This is a genomic window from Desmospora profundinema (genome assembly GCF_031454155.1).
GTDB lineage: Bacteria > Bacillota > Bacilli > Thermoactinomycetales > DSM-45169 > Desmospora > Desmospora profundinema.
The window spans coordinates 521,410-537,195 of sequence record NZ_JAVDQG010000001.1 but is presented as its reverse complement, the minus strand read 5'-3'; the positions used below and the strand labels follow the sequence as shown (position 1 = coordinate 537,195).

Genomic DNA, 15,786 nt, shown 5'->3' with positions numbered 1-15,786 from the left:
GGGAGTGTGGATGCTTTCAACGCAAGAAGAGGCCATGCTGGAAGGACTGAATGACCGTCAGCGGGAGGCGGTTATTCATGATGAGGGTCCGATCGCTGTTTTTGCCGGGCCGGGAAGCGGAAAGACGACTGTATTGACACGTCGCGTCCGCATTCTTCTCCACCGCGGGGTTCCACCGGAACGGTTGATGGTGGTCACCTTTACAAGGGCAGCAGCATATGAGATGCGGGAGCGGTTGGAGAAGGAGGAAACAAGCCGACTGTGGATGGGAACATTCCATTCGCTGTTTTTGCGCCTTCTCCGTGAAGGTGGCGTCTTCATCCCCACTCTGCTGAGAGAAGGGGAAGTATACCAATGGTTCAGGAAGTGGCTGAAGGAGCGGGAGATCCCCGCTGATGATGAAACGATTCACCACTTTATGGGGGCGATCAGTTATTGCAAGGGAAATCTGGTGCCTCCGGAACGGCTTCAGGTAAAAAAAGAGAAAAATCAAACCCTAAAAGAAGCGTACCAAGCCTATGAAGCCATGAAAAGAGAACGGGGAAACTGGGATTACGACGATATATTGATCGCTTTTCACCGTCATTTGTCCCGTGAGTGCAACCATCGGCTCCGCCGCGGGTTTGATCACGTATTGGTGGATGAGTTTCAGGATGTGAACCGGGTGCAATTTGAGTCTCTTCGCCTGCTGGTTCCGCCTGACGGAAATCTGTTCGTGGTGGGGGATGACGACCAGTCGATCTATGGATTCCGGGGAAGCGATCCCCGTCTGATGCTACATATGGATGAGTCTTTTCCCCATTGCCGTCGAGTGGTGTTGGCCGTGAACCATCGTTCGGCGGAGCCCATCGTGCAAGCAGGACAGCGACTGATCCGTCATAACCGGCTGCGACAGGCGAAAACGCTGGTTGGAACGGGACGGGAAGGGGTGCTGCTCAAATGGATAGAGCCGGCAGATGAGGAAGAAGAGGCGCGGCGGATCATTCACTGCCTCTCCGATGGTGTGGAGACGGCGGTCCTTTACCGGACTTCTACTCAATCCCGGGCATTGGTGGACGCGTTGGTGCGGGAAGGAATCTCCTTTTCGGCATCCCGTTCCGATGCTTCGTTTTACCGGCGATGGCAGGTGCGTGATCTTCTTTCCTATCTGGCTTTGGCAGAGAATCCCGATGATTTGGATGCATTGGTTCGAATTGTGAACAAACCGAAGCGTTATCTGTACGGGGACACCTGGATGGATGAAGTGTGGAACCTGTCCCGAAAGAACGGGGATTTATTGACGGCCTTGCCCAGGTTGCCCGGGTTGAAGACTTACCAAAAACAAGCGTTGTCCCGATTCCAAAAGCAAATTCAAGCGATCCGTGGGATGTCAGCGACGGAAGCGTTGGAATGGGTCCGAGGATCCATGGGCTATGACCGTTTCCTGGAGTCGATGGCCCAAGCGGGGGGGCAAGATGCCGCATCCTGGAAAGAGACGGTGGATGAATGCGTACTCGCTGCTGCTTCTCACGAGACCCCTGGTGCATTTTTAGCCCATGCGGCCAAGGTGGCGGAAGTGGTGGAACAAATACCGAAAAAGCCTGCGATTCGGTTGATGACGCTGCACAAGGCGAAGGGGTTGGAGTTTGACCGGGTGTTTCTGATAGGGTTACATGCGATGGTGATTCCGCACCGACGAAGCCTCCAGGTTTCCGAAGCGCAAAAAAACGCCGCTTGGGAGGAGGAGCGGCGTTTGTTGTATGTGGGAATCACTCGCGCCCGTCATGAGTTGGTTTTAAGTGTCAGTCAAACGCGCCAAGGTAAGAGAGTGGGGCCATCTCCGTTTCTAAAGGAGTTGGGATATTCTCTGGAAGAGGCGCAGCCTGCGAATAAAAGGCTTGCTTCAGGAGTTCAACACCGCTTTCACGATCAACCCCAGGCACCGTTTGCGGGAGAAACGGTTTCTGTCGGTGATCAGTTTCATCATGTGAAGTGGGGAATGGGAACCGTGACAAAAGTCCAACCGATGACCGGTTCGGCTCCCGGCCGCAAGATTACGCTGCGCCTGGGGGAACGTTCTTTCGACCTGCATTACGAGCTTTCCCGCCAGCTGAAATTGATTCATCGTCAATCATAAAAAAACGGATCCTCCCCGAGGATCCGTTTTCCATTCAGTCTTGGTAGCGTGCCAGTGAAGCTTGGTACAGTTCGGCAGCCACATCGGCGCCTTTCCAGCCTTCGATCTGGGTTTCTTTTTTCTCCAGGTCTTTATACACTTGGAAGAAGTGTTCAATCTCCTTAAGGATGTGAGCGGGTACATCTTCCAAGGTGTGAACGCCATCCCAGCGAGGATCGTCTACCGGCACACCCAACAGTTTCTCATCCTTGCCCTTGTCGTCGGACATCAGCAACACGCCGATCACGCGGGATTGGATGACGCATCCCGGAAAGGTGGGGAAGGTGGTCAGAACCAGGATATCCAACGGATCGCCGTCTTCTGCCAGTGTGTTTTCCAAATAACCGTACTCAGTGGGATAATGCATCGGGGAGTAGAGCACGCGGTCCAGTCGGAAGACACCGGTCTCCTTATCATACTCGTATTTGTTCTGGCTTCCGGTGGGAATTTCAATAAACGCGTCGACAACCAATTCATTTGCTGCCATCCGTCATACCTCCTTGGAGTACATTATGTAAAACAACGCCTGAAAAGGCGTTCCTTCCATCCTCATTATTGTAGTCGCTTTTTCTGGCGGAATCAACGCGTTCTCGCTGTCCGTGTTACAATGAAGTGGTGAAGGAAAAAGGACGGGAGTGTTGATGACGTGGCCGATGTAAGTGAGATTACGGCTCAGGTATTTGCGGATAAAGTCAGAGGTGGAAAGTTATCGGACTCACTTTTGTTAGACGTGCGGGAACCGATGGAGTGGAAAGCGTATCACTTGCCTGGAGCGGTTTTGATTCCGCTGGGTGATCTCCCCGAGCGTTATGAGGAACTAAACCCGGATCGAGAGCTGTATGTTTTTTGTGCCCATGGAATCCGAAGTGTTCATGCCGTCCGTTTTCTGGCCGCTCAAAACCGATGGAATATTGTACATGTGAACGGAGGATTGGCAGAGGTAGCCTTATACCTAGAGGAAAAGGACCTGCCTCCGGGGCCGGATGTAACATAAAAAAAGCTGCTCTTCAACGAGCAGCTCGGGATCAAAAAACTATTATTCCTCCACTTTGATCGAATCGGTGGGGCAGCCTTCCTGGGCGTCCCGTACCTCGTCATGCAGCTCTTCCGGTATTTTGGCTGTTCCGGTATTGTCGTCCAGGATGACGTAGGCGATTCCATCCTCGTCGTAGTCGTATACATCAGGAGCGGCAGCTCCGCAAGCCCCGCAAGCAATGCACGTGTCTTTATCAACCCAAGTGCGCATAATAATCTCCTTCCATCATTGGGGATCCGATATGAAGTTTGTTACCAACCTTCATTTTAGAACGAGTGCGGGGTTATTTTCAAGTATGATCCATTTGTGAGAGGAGCGACGGCTCACATGTGCGACCAGCCGACGTCATCACCCACAGTGTATGAACGTTCACAGCAAAAGGCGGAACATCCGCCGATCGGGCAGAAATGGCTTCTATGGAATCTGTTTTTGACCCAGTTTTTAATCGGATCCTTGGCAGTCGTCCTGTTATGGTGGCAAGAGCGGTTAAGTGGGGATCTGTTCGGATGGTCGGATGTCCGGGCGTGGTTGTGGGGGATTGGTGTCGGCCTGTGTGTCGTAGCGGTGGACTGGATATTGACTCGGTGGGTGCCGACTTCTTGGGTGGATGACGGAGGGATCAATGAAGCGTTGTTTCGCAATCTTTCCATGCCGATGATCGCCCTTATCGCCCTTATGGTGGCCGTGGCTGAGGAACTCTTGTTTCGTGGGGCGTTGCAGTACTGGTTGGGGGTGGTGGGAACCAGTCTCCTGTTTGTGTTGATTCATTTTCGATACTGGAAAAGATGGCTTCTGTTGGTATTGCTGTTTGGTGTCAGTCTTATCCTGGGTTGGATGGTGGAATGGACGGGTTCCCTTGCGTCAGCCATCGCGGCTCACTTTACCATCGATTTCGTGATGGGGATCCTGATCCGCAAAGGAGCAGTGTCGAAGTGAACCATGGACCGCTCCGGTTGTCCGGATACAGTGATATCCCTCCCCCTATCCGGAATAGCTTGGAAGTGGGGAGGGGATCTTATGCGGCAGTGGTTCCTGATCGCTTGGGTCTGGCTGTTGAGTTGGACTGCGGTTTCCCGTTTTCCGCCGGAGCCGGAAGCGGGTGTTGCTGGTTGGTGGCGATGGGTCTCTATGGACTATGCGGTCAGTCTGGTCTGTTTGGTGTGGGCATCTTGGCTGATCGTCGCAAAAGTGCGCAAGTGCCTGGGTTGGGTGCTTCAGTTGCCGCTTCCTTTGTTGGACCGGCGACGTTGGGGACCGGCGTTGGCAATTCTGCCGATTGGGGGGGCGGGCTTTACTCTGATCGGGTATTTACCGGGTCATGCTGCTATCCTATTCAGTTTTTTTGTCTTACGGGAATGGATTCGCTGGCAAGCCAGTTGCCGGGCGTTGACAGAGCAGGAGTGGGGGGAAAGATGAAATGGGAAGCTTGACATTAGGAAGGAGAGTGTTATATGATATCGTTCGTAACACTCTCATACGTATCGATGATTTTCCTGTGGAGAGGTGTCCGAGAGGCCGAAGGAGCACGATTGGAAATCGTGTAGGCGGTTACCCCCGTCTCGAGGGTTCGAATCCCTCCCTCTCCGCCATTTTTGTACCCAATTGGCCTGTGTGGAGAGATACCCAAGAGGCCGAAGGGGACGGTTTGCTAAACCGTTAGGGGGCTTTATGGTCCCGCGCGGGTTCGAATCCCGCTCTCTCCGCCACCATCCGATGGTGCTGTTCATGATAAACTTGTTCCCCTCTATGTACTAAGCTGGTTGGAACGTATGGTTCATATCCGTAAGGTTGAGGGTTAGACCCTCCACCGTTACCAACATGAACCGGCCATACCGACGGGTGGTATGCCTGAAGGCCGGGTGTTTTTCATACATGAAAGAACCCGTAGCGTCTTGGCTGTCGGGTCTTTTTTGATTGGGTAAGGGGATGGATGCATCTGGCCAAAATATCGTGTATGATGGGGGAAAAGAAAGAAAAAAGGAGACCTGGCCGCGTAACGATAAAAGCCTCACCCTCATACGCTGTATTGTGGGTCTCCAGCAAGGGAGGGTAAACCATGCGTGTCGAGCGACTCAGCCGAGACAAAATCCGCTTCTTTTTATCCTTGGATGATTTGATGGAGCGAGGAATTGAAAAAGAAGATATGTGGCGGGACATTCCCAAGGTGCACGAACTCTTCAATGATATGATGGATCAAGCTTACCAAGAGCTGGGCTTCGAGATCGCGGGTCCCGTCGCGGTGGAAGTGTTTGCCCTTCCGGCACAGGGGATGGTCGTGGTGGTCACACGGGGGAGGACCCCTTCACCATCTGATTTGGATGAACTGGAGGGAGACGATCTCTACGAACTAGAAGTCACCTTGGAAGAAAGCGATCAAGTAATCTTTCAGTTTACGGACTTTGAACATCTCGTACAGGCCGCTCAACACTTACAGCGCATTATGGGTGAAAGCGGAAAAGTATTTGCATATCAAGGCGGATATTATCTGGTCCTCGACACGGAGATGGAAGCCCAAGTGTTAAAACAAGCGATAGCGGTGCTGACGGAGTTTGCGGAACCATCCACCATCACCGAGCATGTACTGGCTGAATACGGCACCACCATTTGGGAATCCCGTGCGGTTGGAGAGATCGTTCGTCACTTTTCTTAAATGACCCTGATCGCGTTCTCATGGAACGCGGTCGTTTTTATGTTTATAAAAGAGAATGGCCGGGTATTCCGAGAATCGGATGAATCGCTTGGTAATATTCCGTTTTCCTCAGACCATCGGTGTCCCCTTGCTTCACAGAGGGAAACACCCGTTCCACGGAGATGTGCTGGGTTCGGTGGGCGAGAAGGGCTTCCAACATCTGCTGGCGATAGGCCGTTACGTCGATCGTGTGGGTGATCGCCTCGCGGGGGGTGAGATGGATATGGGATGATTGACTGATGGTATCGGGGACGACAATATGGTAGAGGCCCACTGACCTTCCCGTTCGTCTGACCGCTTCCCCGGTGACACGCTGGATGGCACAGTGGTCCGGATGACCGGAAATACCGTGGGGAGGAAAGGTGACAACTGCATCCGGGTGTTCTTTTTCCAAATAATTTCCGACATCGGCGATCAGTGCTTCCATCGGGACTGCTTCTAATTGTCCATCACCGAAATTTCTCAGATACAACTCATCCAGTCCAAGGATGGATGCTGCCCGATTTAATTCCTGTTCCCGGACATCGCCCAATTCGTCGGGGCGGCACAGGGGAGGATGTCCGGTGCTGCCGGCTTCCCCCCGGGTTGCGCAATACAAAGTGACCCGGCAGGATGGATCATCGGCATAACGGGCGATGGTTCCGCCGCAGGCAAAAGTTTCATCATCAGGGTGGGCAAAGATAAATGCGAGATTTTTCATGATCGAGTGGGATTCGACCTCAAAGGGGCGCCCCCCGTCTAATCCTCCTTTTGGTGGGGTGATTGAGCCGCATAGAAACCGGTTTTATGTGAAGCCTGAACCTTAGGATTCCCATCAGTTAAATATTGAGCCTCTTCCATTCATATCATGATTATCGCCGAGTTGAAAAGACTCATGACGGCGGTTGCATAAAGATTCGTATTCTCTTTCGCCGTTGAAGTGGTGTATACTGTTGTATGAACTAATGGGAACTTACTTTTTTGAGGTGGTCAGGGATGGAACAGCAGTCTGATACGTCCAATCGGGATTTGACCGAGGAAAACCTCGACGTGCTCATCTCCACGCAAACCGTCATTAAAAGTGCGCTGGGAAAGCTGGGATACCCCGGTCATGTGTACGATCTCTTGAAAGAACCGCTCCGCATGATGCATGTCCGCATTCCGGTGCGGATGGATGATGGAAGCGTAGAGGTGTTCACCGGATACCGCGCGCAACACAATGATGCCGTCGGTCCTACAAAGGGAGGGGTTCGCTTCCACCCGGACGTTACTGAGAGTGAAGTGAAGGCGCTTTCAATTTGGATGAGCCTGAAAGCCGGGATTGTCGATCTGCCGTATGGCGGCGGCAAAGGGGGGATTCAGTGTGACCCCCGTAAGATGTCTTTCCGGGAGTTGGAACGACTCTCCCGTGGCTATGTACGGGCGATCAGCCAAATTGTGGGACCGACTAAAGATATTCCAGCTCCGGATGTGTTTACCAACTCGCAGATCATGGCGTGGATGATGGATGAATACAGCCGTATCCGGGAATTTGATTCACCGGGATTTATCACCGGCAAGCCGTTGGTGCTGGGGGGATCCAAGGGAAGAGAGACCGCCACCGCCAAAGGTGTGACCATTATGATCCGAGAGGCTGCCAAAAAGAAAGGAATCTCTCTGGAAGGCGCTCGTGTCGTCATCCAAGGGTTCGGGAACGCCGGCAGCTTCCTCGCCAAGTTTATGGATGATGTCGGGGCAAAGGTGATCGGCATCTCCGATGCTTATGGAGCGTTGCATGACGAAGATGGACTGGACATTGAATATTTATTAGATCGGAGAGACTCCTTCGGTACGGTTACCAACCTGTTCAAGGAGACGATTACCAACCAGGAACTGTTGGAACTGGACTGTGATATTCTGGTGCCTGCTGCTGTCGCCAACCAGATTACAGCTGCCAATGCCCACCGCATCAAAGCGGATATCGTGGTGGAAGCAGCCAACGGACCGACTACATTGGATGCTACACGAATCCTCTCAGAACGGGATATCCTGTTGGTTCCCGATGTACTGGCCAGTGCCGGGGGTGTGACGGTTTCCTATTTTGAGTGGGTGCAGAACAACCAAGGGTACTATTGGTCCGAGGAAGAAGTGGAGAAGCGGCTGGAAGAAATCATGGTAAAGGCATTTGAAAATGTCTACCAAACCTCCCAGTCACGGAAGTTGGATATGCGTTTATCCGCCTATATGGTCGGGGTAAGAAAAATGGCGGAGGCCTCCCGTTTCCGGGGTTGGGTATAACCCCGAAGCCGGCCTCCCCATCATCCAAAAATGGCCCGGAAAGACCCCCTGCCGATCAGGGGTGTTTTTCTATTCCGGAACAAAAGGAGGATCCCGATGGAGGAAGTCATTGTTATTGGCGCGGGTCCGTGTGGGTTGTCGACAGCAATCGAAGTCAAAAAAAGAGGGATCCCCCCTCTGGTGATCGAAAAGGGGAGTCTGGTCAACTCCGTTTACCACTTTCCCACGTTTATGCAGTTTTTTAGTACGCCGGAGCTCCTGGAGATTGGTGGTCTTCCCTTTGTGACATCCGGGGAAAAACCCGTTCGCGGAGAGGCGTTGAAATATTACCGGGCGGTGGTAAAGGCGTATGACCTTCAGGTGAACACGTATGAACGGGTGATGGCCGTGGATCGGGAAGCGGACCGGTTTGTTGTTCGTACGCAAAAGCTTGGGGCTGATCACACCTATGAAACCTCCAGGTTGGTGGTAGCGACCGGGTATTATGATTCGCCCAACTTGCTGGGTGTTCCGGGAGAAGAACTGCCGAAGGTCCGACATTATTATCAGGAAGGCCATCCCTATGCCGGTTTGGACGTGTTGGTGATCGGCGGGAAAAATTCAGCCGTCGATGCCGCTATGGATTTGTACCAAGCGGGAGCCAGGGTGACCATGGCCTATCGGCGGGGTGCTTTCACCGACAGTGTCAAACCATGGGTGAAGCCGGTGATTGAGAGCGCGATCCGCAAAGGTTGGATTACGATGCACTGGAATACGGTGGTAAAAGAGATTGCTGAAGATCATGTGGTGCTGGAGAAGGAAGGGAAGGTCTTCACCTTGCCCAACCAGGCTGTGTTTGCCATGACCGGTTATCACCCACAAACGGAGATGTTAACTCGGTTGGGTGTCACGATCGACCCGAAAACGGGGGGACCGGTCCATAACCCGGATACAATGGAAACGGAAGTACCGGGTCTTTACATCGCCGGAGTGATTGCAGCCGGCCGGGATGCCAATTCTATTTTTATCGAAAACGGACGGTTCCATGGTGGAAAAATCGCCGCCCACATCGAGGAACAGATGGGAACGACGAGTTGAGGATCACGTTTCCTGTTCGGTTTGTTGAAAAAACGTTTGCAGAACAGCCGGATCCCGGCTGCTATGAAGCGCGGCCATCAATTGGATCCGCGCTTTTTGTCCATTCAGGCCGTTGGAGAAGATCACTCCGAGTTCCTTCAGTTGTCGTCCGCCGCCTTCGTAGCCGTACGTGTCCTCCACGAATCCATTGAAACAGCGGGAGACCAGCACCACAGGAACGCCTTGGTCCAATGCTTTGCGGAGACCCGGAAGCATGGCCGGAGGCAGGTTGCCTTGGCCGAGAGCTTCGACCACCAACCCTTTTGTCCCTGCAGCGAGGGCGGCTCGGATAAAGGTGTCGTCCGTGCCGGCTGCCGCTTTCACCAAGTGAACCGGTTCTACAGGAGGGGCGGAGGGGAGGATGGGGCGCGGGGCGAGGGGGTGGGTGAAAAGCACCCCTTTTTTGCTCAACAACCCGATGGGACCGTGAGAAGGAGATTGGAAGGTGGCCACGTTGCTGGTATGAGTTTTGGTCACCCAGCGTGCGGCGTGGATTTCATCGTTGAAGACCACCAGTACACCTTTTCCACGGGAGCCGGAATGGGCCGCGACACGAACCGCGTTGACCAGGTTGAGCGGGCCGTCGGATCCCAGTTCGTTGTGGCTGCGCATGGCTCCCGTTAATACAACGGGCTTGGCTGAATCCAAGGTGATGTCCAAATAATGGGCGGTTTCTTCCAGTGTATCCGTCCCGTGGGTAATCACCACACCGTCTGTTTCCGGTCGGGAGAGGCATTCTGCGGCCTTCTCCCGGATTTGATGTATGTGAGAGGGTGTGAGATGAGGGCTGGGATAGTTAAAGATGGCTTCCATCTCCACCTGTGCGTATGCTTTTAACATGTTCAACTGCCCTCGCAGGGCATGGGGATCTGCCGGCCGTACACTATGGTCTCCTCCGTCTTCTTTCATAGCGATGGTACCGCCGGTCGTGAGGATGATGATGTGCTTCATTTGAAACGATTCCTTTCTGTCTGACGGTTTCCTTCTGATTATAGCGCACATGATGGCGGGAAACAGTATCCCTCCGGTTTTTAAAGGATAAACGAAGCGGGTTTCGTCTAAACTGAATGACAAGAAATATGAAAGGACGATCCGGCTTGGAACAAAAGCGTTACCTGGTGCGAATTCGCTGTAAGCAATGCGGCGAGCGGTTCGTGTTAAAGGGGAGTTATAAAAAAGGCAAGGTAGACACCGGTTTTAAACAGTGTTTGTGTGACAATGCCACGGAGTTTGAAGTATTGACGGAGAAGTTGTAAGGCGATGATGACGGATGGGTTGTTCAAAAAAATATTTTTGTACCCAAGCGGCCGGCGCCGCTTTTTCATTTGCATAAATGTTGCCAGGGCGGTTCAGACTATCCTCTGAAAACCGGGGGAGGATGCCCTTTCAGGACGAATTGGGGTGGGCTTCGCCCGAAGGGGAGAATGGCTTTTTTACCCCCGCGCATCGGCTTCTTTCGGCGGGTTGCCCGGTTTCCCCATATTTTAAGGAACAAAGGAGTGACTCTGTCGTGTACAGACGGATCGCCGCCATCCTGTTTCCAGTGGCCCTGGTCTTTGTGATCGGTTTGGGATTTTGGGGCTATCAGGAAAATCAGGATAAAAACAGCTTGCTTATAAAGACAGAAAACCAGTACCAGCGGGCTTTTCACGATCTCAACTACCATATGGACAAACTGCAGGACGAATTGGGCAAAGCGCTGGCTCTCAATACACGTCGCCAGCTTTCTACCTGTATGACCAATGTATGGCGTCTCAGTTATTCCGCGCAAAACGACTTGGCCCAACTTCCCCTTACTTTGATGCCCTTTGAAAAGACTGAGAGCTTCTTGGCAAGAATCGGGGATTATACGTATCGGGTGGGTGTCCGGGACTTGGATCAGGAGCCGTTGACGGATCGCGAATATCAAAACCTACGGAAGTTGTACAAACGTGCCAATACCATTCAGCGCGACCTGCAAAAAGTGCAAAATCAGGTGCTAACCAGACAATTGCGGTGGATGGATGTGGAGATGGCATTGGCGTCCGAGGATAAACAGATGGATAACTCCATTATCGATGGCTTCAAAGAAGTGGACAAACTGGCCGAGGGATACGAAGAGTTGGACTGGGGTCCGACTATTAATAACATGGAAGCCACTCGACGGGTCAAACACAACCAATTAAAAGGGAAGATGGCATCGCCAGAGGACGCTAAAGAGAAAGTGGCCGATGTGTTGGACTTACCGGATACCAATGGTATGGATGTGGTTAAAAATCAAAAAGGCAACTATGAAACATACAGCGTACGTTACCAGCCGAATAGAGGCGAAGATTATTACTTTGATTTGACGTCCAAAGGAAACTACGTGGTTTGGATGATGCACGACCGAACGGTGAATGAACGGAAGGTAAAGTTGGAAGAAGCACAGGCAAAAGCGATTCAGTTCTTGGATGAACTAGGGTATCCCGAAATGGAAGCGACGGCTTATGATGATGTGGGTAATACAGCAGCCTTTACCTTTGTACGAAAGCAGGACGGTGCGCTGATTTATCCGGAGACGGTTGTAGTCAAAGTGGCTTTGGACAATGCGGAAGTGATGGGATACCAAGCGGAAAACTATGTGTTTAATTTCAAGGAAGAGCGCGACACGGAACCATCCATTACCGAGGGAGAAGCCAGAAAAAACGTCAATCCCCGTTTAAAATTAAAGGACAGCGGGTTAGCGGTCATCTTCAACGATGAAGGACAGGAAACGCTCTGTTATGAATTCCAGGGCAACCTGGGTAAAAGTCCGTATCGTGTGTTTATCAACGCGAAAAACGGAGATGAAGAAAAGGTGGAAAAGATCAAAGAAGCAGATCAAAACCGACTGTGATAAACAGGTGACCCGACCTTCCCGGTGCGGGTCCGCCTGCTTTTTTTGCTCTCGAAAAAACAGGATCCATCGTTGCACCTGTGGGTACTTTGTGTTATGGTAAATGTAAGCGACGAGAAGAGTTCCTTTTGCAAATGTACCGTCATCTCCCATCCAGGGAATGACAGTCCTTGCTTTGTGTGGGAACCGCTCCAGCGGGGTGGTCATGACAGACGTTCACAAAGAATTCTCACAAAGGAATACATAGCGGATGGTTTTGTATCCGTGACATGTTGCTGGCCGCAGGTTTCCGTTCGGGAATCAACCTTGATACTGAGATGAGTCAAATATTGTTCATCCCAATCGAGCAGGCCGATACTGCTCGATTTTTTATCCCGTTTTTTGGAGGAACTTGTCGTTTATGAGGCCAATATCAGTCGCGATCGACGGACCGGCGGGAGCTGGTAAGAGTACGGTCGCCCGTCAGGTAGCTGAACATTTGCACTTGACTTATGTCGACACAGGAGCCATGTACCGTGCGGTCACTTTCGAGGCTCTCCGTCTCGATGTGGATGTAACCGATGAAGGGGCAGTCGCCCGTTTGGCAAAACACATGGACATCGCGTTAAAACCCTCTAAAGGGGAAGTGGATGTTTTTGTGAATGGCCGGCAGGTGACCCGGGATATTCGTACCCCGGAGGTAACGAGCCATGTATCAGCGGTGGCTGGCAATCCGCAGGTACGCAAAATCCTGGTTAAGAAACAACGGGAGATGGGGAAAAACGGCGGAGTGGTGATGGATGGTCGCGATATCGGCACCCATGTCCTTCCCGATGCTGAGCTGAAGGTGTTTCTCACCGCTTCCATTGATGAGCGGGCCCAACGTCGATACGAAGAATTGGTCCGAAAAGGGTATCGTGTTGATTGGGATCAATTGAAAGAAGAGATTCGCCTTCGGGACGAAAAAGATCAAAATCGGAAACATTCTCCGCTTAAGCCTGCCGAGGATGCGATTCACCTGGATACGACCGGACGGTCAGTTCCAGAGGTCGTGCAGGCGATTCTAGAACTGAGTAGAACCAAAGTGGGCGGTGGGGAGTAACATGTGGTATCGACTTTTTCGTCAGCTGTTCCGAATGCTTTTTTTCTGTTTGTATCGTTGGGAAGTAACCGGGAAGGAGAAAGTTCCCGCCCAGGGACCGGTTGTCGTCTGTTGCAACCATATCAACAATTTGGATCCGCCGCTTGTCGGATCGGCATTGAAGCGTCAGGTTCGGTTCATGGCAAAGGAAGAGCTGTTTAAGATTCCTGTCATATCCTGGCTGATTCGCCGTTTTGGTGCCTTTCCCGTCAGCAGAGGGTCCACCGATAAACGTGCGCTGAAGACCGCATTAGAGCTCTTAAAGGATGGGGAGCTCTTGGGTGTGTTCCCTGAAGGGACCCGTTCCAAAACCGGAGAATTGGGTCAGGCCCATTCAGGGGCCGCTTTCATCGCACTAAAATCGGATGCGGTGCTAGTCCCTGCGGCCATTACCGGTTACTACCGACCCTTTGGAAAAATCCGTATCCGCTTCGGTGACCCGATTGATTTGACCCCATATCGGCAGGACCGTATGAACAGTCAGACTGTGCGTGCGGTGACAGAGCGAATGATGGGTGAGATCCAATCCTTGAAAGAGCAAGCGGGCGGTTAATCAATTTAGGTAGGATTAATGAAATTAAGGAACTTGTTCTTCTTAATTTCATTTGTTCTTCTCCCTCATCCGGGGAGCTATAAATTAGGATGATTGCAGGTAAACGAGGAGGTTGTCGTCATGGTGGAAGAAATGAAATCGGAAATGGCGGAAGTGACTTCGCTGAGCCGCGGTGATGTGGTCAAAGGGAAAGTGACCAAAGTGGATGACAATCAGGTACTAGTGGACGTTAATTACAAATTTGACGGTGTAATCCCGATTTCGGAACTGTCGAGTCTGCACGTGGACAAAGCATCTGATGTCCTCGCCGAAGGGGATGAGGTGGAAGTGAAAGTGATCCGCCTCAACGATGAAGAAGATAAACTGGTACTTTCCAAAAAAGCAGTTGATGCCGACCGGGCGTGGGATGAACTGCAACAGAAATTTGAAAGCGGTGAGAATCTGGAAGCCACTGTTGCCGATGTGGTAAAAGGTGGGCTTGTGGTTGATCTGGGTGTTCGTGGATTTATCCCCGCTTCGTTGGTGGAACGTCATTTCGTGGAAGATTTCTCCGATTACAAAGGGCGGTCACTAACGCTGAAAGTGATTGAGATCGATCCGGCGAAAAACAAATTGATCCTTTCCCGCAAAGCCGTTCTGGACGAAGAGCTGGAACGCAAGAAAGTAGATACGCTCGAGAGCTTGGAAGCCGGTCAAGTGCTGGACGGCACAGTCCAGCGTTTGACAGACTTCGGTGCTTTCGTGGACATCGGCGGTGTCGATGGTTTGGTTCACGTATCGGAGCTGGCATGGACCCGTGTGGAACATCCGGCTGAAGTGTTATCCGAAGGGGATCAAGTAAAAGTAAAAGTGCTGAAGGTGGATAAAGAAAACGAACGAATCAGCCTCAGCATTAAGGAAACCCAACCGGGGCCCTGGGAGCGGGTTTCCGAAGCGATTCAAACCGGTGATGTGGTGTCCGGTACCGTCAAACGCCTGGTTTCCTTCGGCGCTTTTGTCGAAGTGTATGAAGGCGTGGAAGGGCTGGTCCATATCTCCCAGATCTCCCGCCGCCATATCTCCACCCCTTCTGAAGTGTTGGAAGAAGGGCAAGAAGTAAAGGTGAAAGTCCTTGATATGCAGCCGGATCAAAAACGGATCAGCCTCAGCATCAAAGAGGCCGAGCAAGAAGCGGACCGTGAAGAAATCGAGAATCTGGACCGCAACAATAACAATGGCAGCATGAACGTAACCCTTGGCGATGTGTTTGGGGATCAACTGCGTCGCTTGAAGTAATAATCGTACGCGTAAAAAACAGACCACCACTGGTGGTCTGTTTTTTACGCGTAAATACACCTTCTCCAGGCATACTAACAACAGAATGATGGAAGCAGGATAAGGAGGGGGTATCTTGTGGGTATCGGGTGGCGTTGCATTGGTCAGCGCTTGCTCGTTGGCTGTCCTTGTCCAGACGGGCTGGTTTCACGGATTGGAGGAGGAGTTGGGAGTCTCTCGACGGATCGCTGGTCTGTTTTTGCTGTTGCAGGGAAGCGTAACTTATGTTCTTATTCCGCTGGGAAACCGGTGGGAACTCCAGGTGGGCACCTTGATGTGGATGTGGATCTTTTCTCTTTTATGGAGGCGTCTGCGGGATGAGAGTATGATCACCCTGTTTACAGGTTGGATGGTGATCAGTTCCTCTTTGTTTCTAATGCAGGAGTGGTTTTGGGTGGAACCGCTGTCTCGATGGGGCGAAGTTCCCGGAATGTGGCTGGCGGTGACACTTCCGGTAGCGGCGATGACCACATCCCACTTAGTGGAGCGGTTGCTCATGGTGGGAGGCGGAGCGATGTTATCTGAACTTTTTCGATTGGTCATCCATCGCAACGAGTTGACTCCTGTGGTTTGGGGAGAAGCCGCGTGGTTGGACCGGTTTTGGCTGGTGACGGGCGGCGTTCTTCTCTTTCATTATTCTTTTCGTTGGGCGGCTGTTCGCCTGGGTCGTCTCAATCCATTCGGCTGACC

Annotated in this window: 17 protein-coding genes and 2 tRNA genes; 15 read left to right on the top strand and 4 right to left on the bottom strand. The window is 52.0% G+C overall.

The genetic code is table 11. The annotated features are described in order from the left end of the window. The first annotated feature begins 10 nt into the window (after positions 1–10). The gene (locus tag JOE21_RS02555; RefSeq protein ID WP_309861954.1) at positions 11–2,116 is read left to right on the top strand and encodes an ATP-dependent helicase; all 2,106 of its coding nucleotides are present in this window, start codon (positions 11–13) and stop codon (positions 2,114–2,116) included. Positions 2,117–2,150: 34 nt separating this feature from the next. Here JOE21_RS02555 and JOE21_RS02550 read toward each other — a convergent pair whose 3' ends face one another. After that, entirely contained in the window at positions 2,151–2,642 is a 492-nt protein-coding gene (locus JOE21_RS02550) for an inorganic diphosphatase (protein WP_309861952.1), read from the bottom strand. Between the two features lie 159 nt (positions 2,643–2,801). Between JOE21_RS02550 and JOE21_RS02545 the strand changes: the two genes are divergently transcribed. Next, complete coding sequence (locus JOE21_RS02545; RefSeq protein WP_309861950.1) at positions 2,802–3,149, top strand: rhodanese-like domain-containing protein; 348 nt, start codon at positions 2,802–2,804, stop codon at positions 3,147–3,149. A gap of 42 nt (positions 3,150–3,191) precedes the next feature. On the opposite strand, the gene JOE21_RS02540 is transcribed toward JOE21_RS02545, so the two are convergent. Beyond that, complete coding sequence (locus JOE21_RS02540) at positions 3,192–3,401, bottom strand: ferredoxin (RefSeq protein ID WP_309861948.1); 210 nt, start codon at positions 3,399–3,401, stop codon at positions 3,192–3,194. Positions 3,402–3,518: 117 nt separating this feature from the next. Here JOE21_RS02540 and JOE21_RS02535 point away from each other — a divergent pair, with 117 nt between their 5' ends. The 5 genes from JOE21_RS02535 (at position 3,519) to JOE21_RS02515 (ending at position 5,841) form a co-directional block, all read left to right on the top strand. Then, positions 3,519–4,127, top strand: a complete 609-nt coding sequence (locus JOE21_RS02535) for a CPBP family intramembrane glutamic endopeptidase (RefSeq protein WP_309861946.1) — start codon at positions 3,519–3,521, stop codon at positions 4,125–4,127. Between the two features lie 81 nt (positions 4,128–4,208). Then, positions 4,209–4,607: a hypothetical protein gene (locus tag JOE21_RS02530; protein WP_309861944.1), complete on the top strand. Its 399-nt coding sequence runs from the start codon at positions 4,209–4,211 to the stop codon at positions 4,605–4,607. Between the two features lie 81 nt (positions 4,608–4,688). Beyond that, positions 4,689–4,780: transfer RNA gene (locus tag JOE21_RS02525), tRNA-Ser, on the top strand. Between the two features lie 24 nt (positions 4,781–4,804). Next, positions 4,805–4,897, top strand: a tRNA-Ser gene (locus tag JOE21_RS02520). Between the two features lie 350 nt (positions 4,898–5,247). Continuing rightward, positions 5,248–5,841: a genetic competence negative regulator gene (locus JOE21_RS02515; RefSeq protein WP_309861942.1), complete on the top strand. Its 594-nt coding sequence runs from the start codon at positions 5,248–5,250 to the stop codon at positions 5,839–5,841. 43 nt (positions 5,842–5,884) lie between these two features. Here the strand turns inward: JOE21_RS02515 and JOE21_RS02510 are convergent, their stop codons facing one another. Continuing rightward, positions 5,885–6,580: a PIG-L deacetylase family protein gene (locus JOE21_RS02510; RefSeq protein WP_309861941.1), complete on the bottom strand. Its 696-nt coding sequence runs from the start codon at positions 6,578–6,580 to the stop codon at positions 5,885–5,887. 275 nt (positions 6,581–6,855) lie between these two features. Here JOE21_RS02510 and JOE21_RS02505 point away from each other — a divergent pair, with 275 nt between their 5' ends. Together JOE21_RS02505 and JOE21_RS02500 are read left to right on the top strand one after the other, a co-directional pair. Further along, positions 6,856–8,136 (top strand): Glu/Leu/Phe/Val family dehydrogenase, encoded by a 1,281-nt coding sequence (locus JOE21_RS02505; RefSeq protein ID WP_309861939.1) that lies wholly within the window; start codon positions 6,856–6,858, stop codon positions 8,134–8,136. Positions 8,137–8,232: 96 nt separating this feature from the next. Then, positions 8,233–9,213, top strand: a complete 981-nt coding sequence (locus tag JOE21_RS02500) for a YpdA family putative bacillithiol disulfide reductase (protein ID WP_374709297.1) — start codon at positions 8,233–8,235, stop codon at positions 9,211–9,213. 3 nt (positions 9,214–9,216) lie between these two features. On the opposite strand, the gene JOE21_RS02495 is transcribed toward JOE21_RS02500, so the two are convergent. Further along, entirely contained in the window at positions 9,217–10,203 is a 987-nt protein-coding gene (locus JOE21_RS02495) for an asparaginase (RefSeq protein ID WP_309861937.1), read from the bottom strand. A 146-nt stretch (positions 10,204–10,349) separates the two neighbouring features. Between JOE21_RS02495 and JOE21_RS02490 the strand changes: the two genes are divergently transcribed. The 6 genes from JOE21_RS02490 (at position 10,350) to JOE21_RS02465 (ending at position 15,784) form a co-directional block, all read left to right on the top strand. Then, on the top strand, positions 10,350–10,508 hold the full coding sequence (locus JOE21_RS02490; protein ID WP_309861936.1) for a hypothetical protein: 159 nt from the start codon (positions 10,350–10,352) through the stop codon (positions 10,506–10,508). Positions 10,509–10,762: 254 nt separating this feature from the next. After that, positions 10,763–12,109, top strand: coding sequence for a germination protein YpeB (ypeB, locus tag JOE21_RS02485; protein WP_309861933.1), 1,347 nt, complete (start codon positions 10,763–10,765; stop codon positions 12,107–12,109). A gap of 400 nt (positions 12,110–12,509) precedes the next feature. After that, entirely contained in the window at positions 12,510–13,190 is a 681-nt protein-coding gene (cmk, locus tag JOE21_RS02480; protein WP_309861931.1) for a (d)CMP kinase, read from the top strand. 1 nt (position 13,191) lies between these two features. After that, positions 13,192–13,782 (top strand): lysophospholipid acyltransferase family protein, encoded by a 591-nt coding sequence (locus tag JOE21_RS02475; RefSeq protein WP_309861929.1) that lies wholly within the window; start codon positions 13,192–13,194, stop codon positions 13,780–13,782. Between the two features lie 120 nt (positions 13,783–13,902). Next, positions 13,903–15,057: a 30S ribosomal protein S1 gene (gene rpsA / locus JOE21_RS02470; RefSeq protein WP_309861927.1), complete on the top strand. Its 1,155-nt coding sequence runs from the start codon at positions 13,903–13,905 to the stop codon at positions 15,055–15,057. A gap of 115 nt (positions 15,058–15,172) precedes the next feature. Continuing rightward, a complete protein-coding gene (locus tag JOE21_RS02465; protein ID WP_309861925.1) occupies positions 15,173–15,784 on the top strand; it encodes a hypothetical protein in 612 nt (203 codons plus the stop codon). Positions 15,785–15,786 lie beyond the last annotated feature (2 nt).

What these genes read in the sequence shown, in the direction of transcription:
- JOE21_RS02555 (WP_309861954.1), top strand. Translation starts at nt 11, where the DNA reads ATGCTTTCAACGCAAGAAGAGGCCATGCTGGAAGGACTGAATGACCGT.
- JOE21_RS02550 (WP_309861952.1), bottom strand. Translation starts at nt 2,642, where the DNA reads ATGGCAGCAAATGAATTGGTTGTCGACGCGTTTATTGAAATTCCCACC.
- JOE21_RS02540 (WP_309861948.1), bottom strand. Translation starts at nt 3,401, where the DNA reads ATGCGCACTTGGGTTGATAAAGACACGTGCATTGCTTGCGGGGCTTGC.
- JOE21_RS02535 (WP_309861946.1), top strand. Translation starts at nt 3,519, where the DNA reads ATGTGCGACCAGCCGACGTCATCACCCACAGTGTATGAACGTTCACAG.
- JOE21_RS02530 (WP_309861944.1), top strand. Translation starts at nt 4,209, where the DNA reads ATGCGGCAGTGGTTCCTGATCGCTTGGGTCTGGCTGTTGAGTTGGACT.
- JOE21_RS02515 (WP_309861942.1), top strand. Translation starts at nt 5,248, where the DNA reads ATGCGTGTCGAGCGACTCAGCCGAGACAAAATCCGCTTCTTTTTATCC.
- JOE21_RS02510 (WP_309861941.1), bottom strand. Translation starts at nt 6,580, where the DNA reads ATGAAAAATCTCGCATTTATCTTTGCCCACCCTGATGATGAAACTTTT.
- JOE21_RS02505 (WP_309861939.1), top strand. Translation starts at nt 6,856, where the DNA reads ATGGAACAGCAGTCTGATACGTCCAATCGGGATTTGACCGAGGAAAAC.
- JOE21_RS02500 (WP_374709297.1), top strand. Translation starts at nt 8,233, where the DNA reads ATGGAGGAAGTCATTGTTATTGGCGCGGGTCCGTGTGGGTTGTCGACA.
- JOE21_RS02495 (WP_309861937.1), bottom strand. Translation starts at nt 10,203, where the DNA reads ATGAAGCACATCATCATCCTCACGACCGGCGGTACCATCGCTATGAAA.
- cmk (WP_309861931.1), top strand. Translation starts at nt 12,510, where the DNA reads ATGAGGCCAATATCAGTCGCGATCGACGGACCGGCGGGAGCTGGTAAG.
- JOE21_RS02475 (WP_309861929.1), top strand. Translation starts at nt 13,192, where the DNA reads ATGTGGTATCGACTTTTTCGTCAGCTGTTCCGAATGCTTTTTTTCTGT.
- rpsA (WP_309861927.1), top strand. Translation starts at nt 13,903, where the DNA reads ATGGTGGAAGAAATGAAATCGGAAATGGCGGAAGTGACTTCGCTGAGC.